The sequence below is a fragment of the Pseudomonas sp. RW407 genome (assembly GCF_003176655.1).
In the GTDB taxonomy this organism is placed as follows: domain Bacteria; phylum Pseudomonadota; class Gammaproteobacteria; order Pseudomonadales; family Pseudomonadaceae; genus Pseudomonas; species Pseudomonas delhiensis.
In genome coordinates, this window is the sequence record NZ_QGSL01000106.1 from 889,838 (window position 1) to 902,280 (window position 12,443).

The following is a 12,443-nucleotide window of genomic DNA, read 5'->3' on the forward strand; positions in this document are numbered from 1 at the left end:
CGGGGGTTCCGGCTATCGCGGACAAGGTCCGCTCCTACCATTCCGGTGGGCACGGCTCGCTCCTACGAAGAGCCCCTCGGCGTAGCCGGTTAGACAGTTGCTGGACTCCCCCGTAGGAGCGGACTCCGTCCGCGATGGATGGGTGTCCGGGCGATCGGCGTTTCAGGCGGGCCCGTCGCGGGTCAGCCAGTCGATGAACAGCGAGAACAGCTCCGCCTGGGAGTTGATCTCGAGCTTGGTGTAGAGGTGCTTGCGGTGCATGCGCACCGTCTCCGGCGAGATGTCCAGTACCCGCGCGCTGGACTTCACCGAGTGGCCGCGCAGCAGCAGGTGGGCGATTTCCCGTTCGCGCTCGGTCAGGCAGTCGCCGCCGAAGTTCATGAAGGCTTCGCGGATGTGCCGGTTCAGCGCCGCCGCCGGTTGCGCGCCGGCGTCGCCGCCGGCCAGCAGCAGGTCGAGGCCGCCGCGGCTCTCGAACTGCCGGCACAGCTCGCGCACCAGCGGCAGGGCGGCGCGCAGCAGCTCGGTCTGCGCCTTGCTGAAGCGCGCGCCGCTGCGGCCCTGGTACACGCACAGGGAGAGCTTGCGCTGGGCGTCGAGGTCGACGATGTAGTGGCTGTCTTCCACCGAGCCGCACTTGAGGTAGTAGGTCTTGTAGTACTCGCTGGCGAAGAAGTCGTCCGGGGCGATTTCCGCCAGCGGGTAGAAGCCCTCGGCCAGGCCGCCCTCCATGGCCAGGCAGAAGGGGTCGAGCAGGTAGCCGCGGGCGTAGTAGCGCTCGGTCAGCGGCTCGCGGTAGGCCTCGGGGATGCCGTGCTGGAACAGGTGGCGCGGCGGCTGGCCCTTGCGCTCCAGGCCGAACAGCGAGGACTCGATGGGCACCAGCGCGTTCAGCGCCTCCACCAGGCGCGCCGGGAATTCCGCCGTGGCCACCGCGGCCATGGCGCGCGCCAGCCCCGCATGCCAGGCATGCAGGGCCGGGCTGTTGAGTGGGGCATCGAGTGGGGTGGCCGGTGTGCTCATGGTCGGCAGCATACGGCCGCCGCCGACCAGCTGCAAAGCGCCGCGTCCGCGCATCAATGCCCCGCGTAGTCGCCGCTGCGCTTGAGGTCCTCGGCGGTCTCGAGGATGGCCTCGCGCAGGGTGTCGACCACTTCGTCGACCTGCTCGCGGGTGATGGTCAGCGGCGGCGACATCACGTTCAGGTGCACGATGGGCCGCACCAGCAGGCCGCGGGCCTGGGCGCGCAGGTGGATCTTCTCGCCGATGTTCAGTTCCTCCGGGAACAGCGTCTTGCTGCGCTTGTCGGCAACGAACTCGACGCAGGCCATCAGCTTCTGGCAGCGAACGTCGCCCACCAGCGGCAGCCCGGCCAGTTCCTGCAGGCGCTGCTCCAGGTAGGCGCCGACGTCCTTGACGTGCTCCAGCAGGTTCTCGCGCTGGATGATCTCGATGTTCTTCAGCGCCGACACGCAGCTCACCGGGTGCCCGCTGTAGGTGAAGCCGTGGCTGAAGCAGCGGCCCTGGTTCGGCTCGGCGATCACCTTCCAGATTCTGTCGGAGAAGATGCACGCGCCCAGCGGCAGGTAGCCGGAGGTCAGGCCCTTGGCGGTGGTGATGATGTCCGGCTGCATGCCGAACACGTCCTCGGAGGCGAAGAAGGCGCCCAGGCGGCCGAAGGAGGTCACCACCTCGTCGGCGACGTAGAGCAGGTCGTACTTCCGGCACACCTCCCACATGCGCTTGTGGTAGCCCTTCGGCGGGATGATCACGCCGCCCGAACCCATGATCGGCTCGGCGAAGAAGGCCGCGACCTTGTCGGCGCCAAGTTCCAGGATCTTGTCCTCGAACTCCTTGACCAGGAACTCCAGGAAATCTGCCTCGGTCATGCCTTCCGGCGCGCGGTAGGGGTTGGGGCAGGAGATGTGGTGGATGAGGTCCTTGAGGAAGTCGAACTCCGCCGGGTGGTCGGCGACCTTGCCGCCCAGGGACATGGTCAGGAAAGTCGAGCCGTGGTAGGCGTTGACGCGGCTGATGATGTGCTTCTTGGCGTGCTTGCCGCGGCAGTTCTGGTAGTACTGGATCAGCCGGTAGGCGGTGTCCACCGCGGTGGAGCCGCCGGTGGTGAGGAACACGTGGTCGAGGTCGCCCGGGGCCAGTTCGGCGAGCTTCTCGCAGAGCTGGATGGCGGTGACGTTGGCCATGTCGCAGAAGGGGTTGGAGTAGGCCAGCTGGCGCACCTGCCCGGCGATGGCCTCGGCCATCTCCTCGCGGCCCAGGCCGATGTTGGTGCACCACATGCCGCCCACGGCGTCCAGGTAGCGGTTGCCCTTGGTGTCGTAGATGTAGGCGCCTTCGCCCGCGGCAATGTTCAGCGCGCCGTTCTCGCGGTGGTCGTCGAACACGTGGTAACCGTGGACGTAGTGGGCCTTGTCGGCGGCGACCAGCTTCTCGTCGTCGAACTGGGCGAAGAAGGCGGCGGATGGGGTGGTCATGGCAGTACCTCGATAGTGCGGTTTCAACTCGTTAATTCCGTTTCCCTCTCCCCAGCCCTCTCCCCGAAGGGAGAGGGCTGGGGAGAGGGGGCTCTTGCTTGAACAGATGTCAGGTCCCGGTCTTCACCGCATTCCAGGTCCGGGTGATCAGCCGGGTGGCCTTGGGCCCCTGGACCTTCTGGGTGAACAGCCGCGAGCGCGTCTCGGCGTCCGGGTAGATCGCCGGGTCGTCGCGCACCTCGGTGGCCAGCAGCGGCTTGGCCGCGATGTTGCTGCTGGCGTAGCGGATGTAGTCGCTGACGTCGGCGGCCACCTTGGGTTGCAGCATGTATTCGATGAACTTGTGGGCATTGGCCACGTGGGGCGCATCGGCCGGGATGTAGAAGTCGTCGAACCAGATCAGCGAGCCTTCCTTGGGCACGAAGTAGCCCAGCTTGACCTTGGCCCCGGCCTCGTCGGCGCGGGCCTGGGCGGTGGCGTAGTCGCCGGACCAGGTCATGGCCATGCACTGGTCGCCGTTGGCCAGGCCGTTGAGGTAGCTGGTGGAGTCGAACTTGCGGATGTAGGGTCGGATCGACTGCAGCAGGTCCTGGGCGGCCTTGAGGTCCTCGGGGTTGGCGCTGTTCGGGTCGCGCTTGAGGTAGGCCAGGGCCAGGGGGATGACGTCGGTGGGCGAGTCGATGATGGTCACCCCGCAGTCGGCGAATTTCGACACCACCTTGGGATCGAACAGCATCGCCAGCGAGCCGATGGGCGCGTCGGGCATGCGCTGCTTGATCTTGTCGATGTTGTAGGTGATGCCGTTGCTGCCCCAGGTGTAGGGCGCCGAGTACTGCACGCCCGGGTCGTAGTGGTCCAGGTGCTTGAGCACCTCGGGGTCGAGGTTGTTCCAGCTGGGCAGCCGGCTCTTGTCCAGCGGCTGGAACACCCCGGCCTTGAGCAGCGGCGGCACCAGCGCGGCGTTGAGCACCACCAGGTCGTAGCCGGAGCGGCCGGGCAACAGCTTGCCCTGCACCGTCTCGTAGGAGTCGTAGGTGTCGTAGACCACCTTGATCCCGGTGGCCTTCTCGAAGTCGGCGATGGTGTGCTCGCCGATGTAGTCGGACCAGTTGTACAGCCTCAGCGTGTTGGCGCCGTTGGCGTCCGCGGCCTGGCCGAGCAAGGGGCTCAGCGCCAGGGCCGTGCCCAGGATCGCTGCGAAGGGTTTGTACATGTCACTCCCACCTGTGGTTGTTTTCGAGGGTCGTGTCGGCTGTGGCCACTGTCCGCCGCCGGCCTTCGCCGGGCCATTCCCCGAATGGGTGGGTGGGGCTGGTATGCTGTTGCACATTCGTTCAGATTGGCGGCCTTGGACACAGGAGCGGCAGGCGATGAACCAGGCAGTGCGCTTTTCCCGGCTGGAACCCGAACAGCGCAAGGCGCTGCTGATCGAGGCCACCCTGGCGTGCCTGAAGCAGCACGGCTTCCAGGGCGCGTCCATCCGCAAGATCTGCGCCGAGGCCGGGGTTTCGGTGGGGCTGATCAACCACCACTACGCGGGCAAGGACGAGCTGGTCGCCGAGGCCTACCTGACGGTCACCGGGCGCGTCATGCAGCTGCTGCGCGAGGCCATCGACCAGGCCGCGCCGGATGCCCGCGCGCGCCTCTCGGCGTTCTTCCGCGCCTCGTTCAGCGCCGAACTGCTCGACCCCCAGCTGCTCGACGCCTGGCTGGCGTTCTGGGGCGCGGTGAAGACCGCCGAGGCGATCAACCGCGCCCACGACCATTCCTACGGCGAGTACCGCGCCCTGCTGGCCCAGGCGCTGGACCAGCTGGCCGAGGAGGAAGGCTGGGCCGACTTCGACGCCGACCTCGCCGCCATCGCCCTGTCGGCCATGCTCGACGGGCTGTGGCTGGAATCCGGGCTGAACCCCAACACCTTCACCCCCGAGCAGGGCGTCCAGGTCTGCGAGGCCTGGGTCGACGGCCTGCAGGCCGGCGGGCGGCAGCGCTTCAGCCGCCGGCCGGCGGACTGTTGATCGGCCGTTCAGCAATCGCTACTCTGCGCCGGCCCCTGGGAAATTTCCCACGGGCGTCCATCCTCTAATAAGAAATCCGCCGCGACCTCGCCGGCGGCCGCAGCAGGGTATTGGCGATGGCTCCCCGTGTACTGATCGTCGACGACGATCCGCTGATCCGCGAACTCCTCCAGTCCTACCTCGTCGGCGAGGGCTACGAGGTGGCCTGCGCCAGCACCGCCGAACAGGCCGAGGCCAGCCTGGCCGACGCCGAGCAGGGCGGCCCGCCGTTCGACCTGGTGCTGCTGGACATCCGCCTGCCCGGCAAGGACGGCCTGACCCTGACCCGCGAACTGCGGGTGCGCTCGGAGGTGGGCATCATCCTCATCACCGGGCGCAACGACGACATCGACCGCATCGTCGGCCTGGAATGCGGCGCCGACGACTACGTGATCAAGCCGCCGAACCCGCGCGAGCTGGTGTCGCGGGCGAAGAACCTGATCCGCCGCGTGCGCCACGCCCGCACCCCGGCCCCGGCCGCGCCGGTGCGCCAGCCGCTCAAGCGCTTCGCCCACTGGCGCCTGGACGCCGACCGCCGGCGCCTGGTCGACCGCGACGGCAGCGAAACCCCGCTGACCCACGGCGAGTTCCAGCTGCTCAGCGTGTTCCTGCGCAACAGCGGCCACACCTTGAGCCGCGACCAGCTGATGGACCAGATCCGCAACCGCGAGTGGCTGCCCAACGACCGCTCCATCGACGTGCTGGTCGGCCGCCTGCGCCGCAAGCTGCGCGACGACCCGGCCGAACCCGAACTGATCATCACCATCCACGGCGCCGGCTACCTGTTCACCGCCGCCCCCAGCGACGCCTGAGCATGCGCTGGCTGGCCCTGCTCGCCCTGGCGCTGCTCGTCCTGGCCCGGGGCGGCCTGGCGCCGGCCGCCGAGCGCGTGCGCTACTGCGACTATCCGGTGTACCCGCCGGTGTCCTGGAGCGACGGCCACGAGGTGCGCGGGCTGGCGCCGCAGGTGGTGAAGAGCGTGCTCGGCGGGCTCGGCTACGAGGTGCAGGTGGTGGTGCTGGGCAACTGGAAGCGCTGCCTGCTGGACGCCGCCGCCGGGCGCGTCGACGTGGTGCTGGCCTACCGCACCGAGCAGCGCGACCAGGGCCTGGCCTTCGCCGAGGCGCCGGTGCTGCGCGAGGAAGTGGCGCTGTTCTACAACCGCCGCAAGCCGGTGCGCTTCCAGGGCCTGGACGACCTCTCCCGCTACCGCGGCGGGTTGCTCTTCGGCGAGAGCTACGGCGCCGGGTTCGACCGCTTCGTCGCCAGCCACGACAACATCGAGTACGTCTCCGACAGCCGGCAGAACTTCGGCAAGCTGATCCGCCAGCGCATCGACTTCATCCCCTACGAGCGGCGCACCGGACGGCTGTTCGTCGAGCGCCTGCCGGGCGGCGCGGACATAGTGGACGCGCCGCGGCCGATCACCGTCGACTACCTGCGCCTGGCGGTGTCGCGGCATTCGCCGCTGCAGGCCCGCCTGGGCGAGATAGATGCCGCGCTGCGCCGCCTGCAGGCCGACGGCAGCCTGGCGCGCTGGCTGGACGAAAGCGAGCGCGACTACCGCGCCATGCTCGCCGCCGGGGCGCAGCCGTGAGGGCCCTGCGCGCCCCCGGCCCGCTGGCGCGGCGCCTGCTGCTACGGGTGCTGGCCTTCAGCCTGTGCTTCACCCTGCTGGCCGGCGCCGTGCAGCTGTACCTGGAATACCGCCGCGAGATGCGCGACATCGAGACCCGCCTGGAGCTGATCCGCAGCGGCTACCTGGCCAGCTTCGAGCGCAGCCTGTGGGACCTCAACCAGGCCCAGCTCAACGTGCAGCTGCACGGCCTGGTGGACTTCCCCGACATCGCCTGGGCCAGCCTGGCCAGCGCCGACTTCAACCTTGTCCAGGGCGACATCCAGGCCCCCGGCCCGCTGCGCGTCGAGCACTTTCCGCTCAGCTACCAGCCGCCGGACGGCGAACCGCGGGCCCTCGGCGAGCTGGCCGTGGCCATCGACCTGGGCGCCATCTACCGCCGCCTGTGGCACGGCGGGCTGAGCAACTTGCTGTGGATGGGCCTGTTCCTATGCGGCCTGGCGGTGGCCCTGAGCTGGCTGTTCCACAAGCTGGTGACGCGCCACCTGGAGCGCATGGCCGAGTTCGCCGGGCGCATGGCCGGCGGCGACCTGCAGCAGCCACTGCGGCTGGACAAGCGCATCCGCGCCGAGGACGACGAGCTGGACACCGTGGCCCACGCCCTCGACGACATGCGCCAGGCCCTGCGCGAGGAACGCGACGAACTGCAGCGCCAGGTCGAGCGGCGCACCGCCAGCCTGCGCCGGGCCAAGGACGAGGCCGAGGCGGCCAACGAGGCGAAGAGCCGCTTCCTGGCCACCATGAGCCACGAAATCCGCACCCCGCTCAACGGCATCCTCGGCATGGCCGAGCTGCTGCGCGACGCGCCCCTGGGCGAGCTGGAGCGCAAGCGCCTGCACGCCCTGCACAAGGCCGGCGAAGGCTTGCTGGCGGTGCTCAACGAAGTGCTGCACTTCGCCAAGCTGGAGGACGGCGCCAGCCTGCCGGAGCCGGTGGACTTCGACCTCGGCGAACTGCTCGACGAGGTGCTGACGCTGCTGGAGCCGCGCGCGGCAGCCAATGCCACCGTGCTCTCCTTGCGCCTGGACGCGGCCGTGCGCCGCCGTTGCCGCGGCGCCGGGCAGTTCCTCCGCCAGGTCCTGAGCAACCTGGTGGCCAACGCGGTGAAGTTCACCGAGGAGGGCGAGGTGCGCCTGGAAGTGACGCTGCTGGCGCAACGGGGCGAGGCCCAGCGCCTGCGCTTCGCCGTGGTCGACGACGGCATCGGCATTCCCGCGGCGGTGCAGGCGCGCATCTTCGAACGCTTCACCCAGGCCAGCGAGGAAGTCACCCGGCGCTACGGCGGCAGCGGCCTGGGCCTGGCCATCAGCAAGCGCCTGGTGGAGGCCATGGGCGGCCGCATCGGCGTGCGCAGCGTGGAAGGCGAGGGCAGCACCTTCTGGTTCGAGGTCGAGCTGCAAGCCGCGCTGGCCCCCATGGCGGAACCGCGGGCGGCGCCGCGCAGCGAGCGTGCCCTGAGCGTGCTGCTGGTGGAAGACGTGCCGCTCAACCGCGAAGTGGCCCAGGGCCTGCTGGAGCGCGACGGCCACCGGGTACGCTGGCCGAGGACGCCGACCCGGCCCTGGCCGCCTGCCGCGAACAGGCCTTCGACCTGATCCTGCTGGACATGCACCTGCCGGGCCTCGGCGGCATCGAGCTGTGCCAGGCGATCCGCGCCCAGGCCGACGGCCGCAACCGCGAGACGCCGATCCTGGCCTTCACCGCCAGCGTGCAACCGGCCCTGGTGCGCCGCTACTTCGACGCCGGCATGCAAGGCGTGCTGGCCAAGCCGCTGCGCCTGGACGACCTGCGCCGCGCCCTGGCCAACCTGCACGCGCCTGCGCCCGAGCCGGCAACGGACGGGGTGATCGACGCGCAGGTGCTGGCGACCCACCGCGAACTGCTGGGCGAGCACCGGGTGAACGAACTGCTGGGCGTGCTGCGCGACCTGCTGGCGCAACAGCTGCCGCTGCTGCACGAAGCCATCCGCGCCGGCGACGCCAGCGAGGCCGCCGGCCTGGCCCACCGCCTGGCGGGCAGCTGCCACTCCATGGGCCTGCGCGGCCTGGGCGAATGCCTGCACGGCCTGGAAGAAGCGGCCCTGGCCGGCGAGCCGCTGCAAGCCTGGAGCGAAAGACTCGACACGCAACTCAGCGCCGCCAGGACGCACCTCCTGTAGGAGCGAGCTTGCTCGCGAACGGATCCCCCGGCGGCTGCGGTGCCATGCGGTTCGCGAGCAAGCTCGCTCCTACGAAAGGCACAAAATGCGCAGACCCAGCAGGGAGGTACGCGCATCCAGCAGGCACGGACCGTCCCCTCTCCCTTCAGGGAGAGGGGGCCGTTCGGCAGGCTTGGATGTTTCGGAGTCAGCCGGACGTTGTCCCGAGGGCGTGGGGACTAGCCCGCTACAAATTCCTTACAGCTTTTTACATCTTCGATCCCGCCGTTCAACGCGACCTTACATCGCCTTCGAATAATCCGGCGGTATCCGTGCCCGAGCCACGGCCTCTGACTGATTGGAGATAACAACAATGATCCAACGTAGAGTTCCGCTGCGCCGCGCCCGCCGTCTGCCGGGGGGGCGCCATGTCTGATTCGAAGCTCCAGCTCTCCCGCGCGCTCAAGAGCCGCCACATCTTCATGCTGTCCCTCGGCGGGGTGATCGGCACCGGCCTGTTCATGGGCGCCGGCGTCACCATCAACCAGGGCGGCCCGGCCGGGGCCGTGCTGGCCTACCTGGTGGCCGGCCTGCTGATGTACCTGGTGATGGTCTGCCTGGGCGAGCTGTCGGTGCAGATGCCCGTCTCCGGTTCCTTCCAGGCCCACGCCACACGCTTCATCGGCCCGGCCACCGGGTTCATGATCGGCTGGGTGTACTGGATGAGCTGGGCCTCCACCGTCGGCCTGGAATTCACCGCCGCCGGCATGCTGATGACGCGCTGGTTCCCCGAGGTGCCGATCTGGATCTGGTCGGGCTTCTTCGTGGTCGTGCTGTTCTCCCTCAACGCCCTGGCCACCCGCGCCTTCGGCGAGGCCGAGTACTGGTTCGCCGGGATCAAGGTGGCGGCCATCCTCGCCTTCATCATCGTCGGCGTGCTGGTGATCTTCGGCGGCATCCACCTGAACGACGGCGCGCCGGCGCCGGGGCTGGACAACCTGGTCGGCGACAGCCTGTTCCCCAACGGCCTGTCGGCGGTGTTCGCGGTGATGATGACGGTGGTCTACGCCTTCCAGGGCTGCGAGATCATGGGCGTGGCCGCCGGCGAGACCGACCAGCCGGAGAAGAGCATCCCCCGCGCCGTGCGCAACGTGGTGTTCCGCGTGCTGATCTTCTACGTCCTGGCGGTCCTCGTGCTGGCCGCCATCATCCCCTGGCAGAAGGCCGGGCTGGTGGAGAGCCCCTTCGTGCAGGTGTTCGACATGGTCGGCATCCCCTACGCGGCGGACCTGATGAACTTCGTCATCCTCACCGCCATCCTCTCGGTGGGCAACTCCGGCCTGTACGCTTCCACCCGCATTCTCTGGGCCATGTCCAGGACCGGCATGGCGCCCAGGGGCCTGTCCAAGCTCAGCGCCCGCGGCGTGCCGCTGTACGCGCTGCTGATCAGCCTGGCCTTCGCCCTGCTCTCGCTGCTGACCAGCGTGGTCGCCGCCGACACCCTGTTCATGGTGCTGATGGCGGTGAGCGGGATGGCCGGCACCGTGACCTGGATCGTCATCGCCTACGCCCAGTACCGCTTCCGCCGCGAGCACATGGCCAAAGGGGGCAGCGTCAAGGACCTGAAGTACGCCGCGCCGCTGTTCCCGCTGATCCCCCTGGCCTGCATAGCGATCTGCTGCTCGCTGTTCGTGTTCCTGGCCATGGACCCGACCCAGCGCCCGTCGCTGTACTGGGGCTTCGGCTTCATCGCCGCGTGCTACCTGGCCTACTACGTGCTCAAGCGCAAGCGCCCGCAGCAGGCCAGCGAGGCGGTGCCCAGCGTCGGCTGAGCCTTCTGCACACAAGAAGCCCCGCCCTGCGGGGCTTCTTGTTTTTCGCGGACAGAGTCCGCTCCTACGGTTCCAGGGAAGCACGGACGTAGGAGCGGACTCCGTCCGCGAAGGCCCGCAGGGCCGTTTGTTCGAAATTGTAACAACGCCCGCCGCAAACCCTCACCAAATCCCCACAGCCCCCGCACCACGCGGCCTTCCCGCCGTCCGGCGGGGCGTTACAAGCCACCCATTCGGGTGCATTGCCGTCTTGTTGAACACTTGTTTAGTATGGTGGCCAACACCGCCCTCATGCGACAACAACAACGAGGCCAGCATGACTCACGCATCCCCGCTCAGCCGGGTCCAGGACGGCATCGCCTGGATCACCCTGAACCGCCCCGAACAGCGCAACGCGCTGGACATCCCGACGCTGAAGAACCTGCACGCCCTGCTCGACGCCTTCGAGGCCGACCCGGCCGTGCGCGTCATCGTGCTGACCGGCGAGGGCCGCAGCTTCTGCGCTGGCGCCGACCTCGCCGAATGGGCCGAGGCCGAGGCCCGCGGCGAACTGGAAACCTACGGCTGGACCGAGACCGCCCACGCCCTGATGCGTCGCCTGCACGGCCTGGACAAGCCGACCATCGCCGCCGTCAACGGCACCGCCGTCGGCGCCGGGATGGACCTGACGCTGTGCTGCGACTTCCGCGTCGCCGGCGCCGGCGCGCGCTTCAAGGCCGGCTACACCGGCATGGCCTACTGCCCGGACGCAGGCGCCAGCTGGCACCTGCCGCGGCTGATCGGCGGCGAGGCGGCCAAGCGCCTGCTGTTCCTCGATGAGTTGTGGAACGCCGAACGCGCCCTGGCCGCCGGCCTGGTCGGCGAAGTGGTCGCCGACGAGCGACTGCTGGCCAGCGTCGGCGAGTTCGCCGCGCGCCTGGCCGCCGGCCCGACCTTCGCCTTCGCCCAGACCAAGCGCCTGATCCGCGATGGCGCCAACCGCACCCTAGCCCAGCAACTGGAAGCCGAGCAGGCCGCCGGGCTGCTCTGCGGGCGCAGCGAGGATGCCGCCGAGGCCCTGCGCGCCGTGGCCGAGAAACGTTCCCCCCAATTCCAAGGCCGTTGAGCGGCGAGGTGATTCCATGGATTTCAAGCTGACCCAGGAACAGGAAATGCTCGTCGAGGCGGTCAAGGCCTTCGTCGAGAAGGAACTGCTGCCCCACGAGGAAGAAGTCGACCGCGCCGACGCCGTGTCCCCGGAGCTGGCCGCGCAGATCCGCGGCAAGGCCATCGCCGCCGGCTTCTACGCCTTCAACATGCCCGAGGAAGTCGGTGGCGGCGGCCTCGACTACCTGTCCCAGGCGCTGGTGGAGCGCGAGCTGTCCAAGGTTTCCTGGGCGCTGCACGTGTTCGTCGCACGGCCCTCGAAGATCCTCATGGCCTGCAAGGGCCAGCAGGTCCAGGACTACCTGCTGCCGGTGGTGCAGGGCGAGAAGATCGACTGCTTCGCCCTCACCGAGCCGGGCGCCGGCTCCGACGCCAACTCGATCAAGACCCGCGCCGTGCGCGAGGGCGACGACTTCGTCATCAACGGCGCCAAGCACTTCATCAGCCACGCCGGGCACGCCGATTTCGCCATCGTCTTCGCCGTCACCGACACCTTCGAGAAGAACGGCAAGAAGCGCAACGCCGTGACCGCCTTCCTGGTCGACAAGGGCACCCCGGGCATGACCGTGCGCCGCGGCCCGCGCTGCGTCAGCAACAAGGGCTACCACACCTACGAGATCTTCTTCGACGACTGCCGCGTGCCGGCCGCCAAGGTCCTCGGCGAAGTGGGCAAGGGCTGGGAAGTGGCCAACGCCTGGCTCACCGCTGGCCGTGTGATGGTCGCCGCCAACTGCGTCGGCCAGGCTCAGCGCGCCATGGACCTGGCCCTGCAATGGTCGGCCGACCGCAAGCAGTTCGGCCAGGCCATCGGCAGCTACCAGGGCATTTCCTTCAAGCTGGCCGACATGGCCACGCAGATCCGCGCCGCCGAGCTGATGACCCTGCACACCGCGTGGAAGATGGACCAGGGCAGCATGACCGATGGCGAGGCCGGCATGGCCAAGCTGTTCGCCAGCGAAGTGCTGGGCAAGGTCGCCGACGAGACCGTGCAGATCTTCGGCGGCATGGGCCTGATGGACGAGGGCCCGGTGGAACGCATCTGGCGCAACGCGCGCATCGAGCGCATCTGGGAAGGCACCTCGGAAATCCAGCGCCACATCATCTCCCGCGAACTGCTGCGGCCGCTGCTGCGCTGATCGG

9 protein-coding genes and 1 pseudogene are annotated in these 12,443 nt (G+C 69.0%); 7 read left to right on the forward strand and 3 right to left on the reverse strand.

What is annotated here, in order from left to right:
• Positions 1-162 precede the first annotated feature (162 nt).
• From DK254_RS20795 to DK254_RS20805, 3 genes are all read right to left on the reverse strand, one after another.
• Positions 163-1,023, reverse strand: a complete 861-nt coding sequence (locus tag DK254_RS20795; RefSeq protein WP_109935804.1) for a helix-turn-helix transcriptional regulator — start codon at positions 1,021-1,023, stop codon at positions 163-165.
• Between the two features lie 53 nt (positions 1,024-1,076).
• Positions 1,077-2,495: an aminotransferase gene (locus DK254_RS20800; RefSeq protein WP_109935290.1), complete on the reverse strand. Its 1,419-nt coding sequence runs from the start codon at positions 2,493-2,495 to the stop codon at positions 1,077-1,079.
• Between the two features lie 109 nt (positions 2,496-2,604).
• Entirely contained in the window at positions 2,605-3,708 is a 1,104-nt protein-coding gene (locus tag DK254_RS20805) for a polyamine ABC transporter substrate-binding protein (protein WP_109935291.1), read from the reverse strand.
• Between the two features lie 157 nt (positions 3,709-3,865).
• On the opposite strand from DK254_RS20805, the gene DK254_RS20810 reads away from it, so the two are divergent.
• The 7 genes and pseudogenes from DK254_RS20810 to DK254_RS20840 all read left to right on the forward strand — a co-directional run bounded on the left by DK254_RS20810 (position 3,866) and on the right by DK254_RS20840 (position 12,439).
• Positions 3,866-4,513 carry a TetR family transcriptional regulator C-terminal domain-containing protein gene (locus tag DK254_RS20810; RefSeq protein ID WP_089393906.1) on the forward strand — a complete coding sequence of 216 codons (648 nt, stop codon included), beginning with the start codon at positions 3,866-3,868 and terminating at the stop codon, positions 4,511-4,513.
• 110 nt (positions 4,514-4,623) lie between these two features.
• On the forward strand, positions 4,624-5,364 hold the full coding sequence (locus DK254_RS20815) for a response regulator (protein WP_109935292.1): 741 nt from the start codon (positions 4,624-4,626) through the stop codon (positions 5,362-5,364).
• A gap of 2 nt (positions 5,365-5,366) precedes the next feature.
• Positions 5,367-6,149, forward strand: a complete 783-nt coding sequence (locus DK254_RS20820) for an ABC transporter substrate-binding protein (protein WP_109935293.1) — start codon at positions 5,367-5,369, stop codon at positions 6,147-6,149.
• Positions 6,146-8,346 (forward strand): annotated as a pseudogene (locus DK254_RS20825) (ATP-binding protein). The gene DK254_RS20820 and the pseudogene DK254_RS20825 overlap by 4 nt, the downstream one beginning before the upstream one ends.
• Before the next feature lie 407 nt (positions 8,347-8,753).
• Positions 8,754-10,157 (forward strand): amino acid permease, encoded by a 1,404-nt coding sequence (locus DK254_RS20830; protein ID WP_109935294.1) that lies wholly within the window; start codon positions 8,754-8,756, stop codon positions 10,155-10,157.
• Between the two features lie 316 nt (positions 10,158-10,473).
• Positions 10,474-11,262: an enoyl-CoA hydratase/isomerase family protein gene (locus DK254_RS20835; RefSeq protein ID WP_109935295.1), complete on the forward strand. Its 789-nt coding sequence runs from the start codon at positions 10,474-10,476 to the stop codon at positions 11,260-11,262.
• 16 nt (positions 11,263-11,278) lie between these two features.
• Positions 11,279-12,439, forward strand: a complete 1,161-nt coding sequence (locus DK254_RS20840) for an acyl-CoA dehydrogenase family protein (RefSeq protein WP_109935296.1) — start codon at positions 11,279-11,281, stop codon at positions 12,437-12,439.
• Positions 12,440-12,443 lie beyond the last annotated feature (4 nt).

What these genes read in the sequence shown, in the direction of transcription:
- DK254_RS20805 (WP_109935291.1), bottom strand. Translation starts at nt 3,708, where the DNA reads ATGTACAAACCCTTCGCAGCGATCCTGGGCACGGCCCTGGCGCTGAGC.
- DK254_RS20840 (WP_109935296.1), top strand. Translation starts at nt 11,279, where the DNA reads ATGGATTTCAAGCTGACCCAGGAACAGGAAATGCTCGTCGAGGCGGTC.
- DK254_RS20820 (WP_109935293.1), top strand. Translation starts at nt 5,367, where the DNA reads ATGCGCTGGCTGGCCCTGCTCGCCCTGGCGCTGCTCGTCCTGGCCCGG.
- DK254_RS20835 (WP_109935295.1), top strand. Translation starts at nt 10,474, where the DNA reads ATGACTCACGCATCCCCGCTCAGCCGGGTCCAGGACGGCATCGCCTGG.
- DK254_RS20830 (WP_109935294.1), top strand. Translation starts at nt 8,754, where the DNA reads ATGTCTGATTCGAAGCTCCAGCTCTCCCGCGCGCTCAAGAGCCGCCAC.
- DK254_RS20800 (WP_109935290.1), bottom strand. Translation starts at nt 2,495, where the DNA reads ATGACCACCCCATCCGCCGCCTTCTTCGCCCAGTTCGACGACGAGAAG.
- DK254_RS20810 (WP_089393906.1), top strand. Translation starts at nt 3,866, where the DNA reads ATGAACCAGGCAGTGCGCTTTTCCCGGCTGGAACCCGAACAGCGCAAG.
- DK254_RS20795 (WP_109935804.1), bottom strand. Translation starts at nt 1,023, where the DNA reads ATGAGCACACCGGCCACCCCACTCGATGCCCCACTCAACAGCCCGGCC.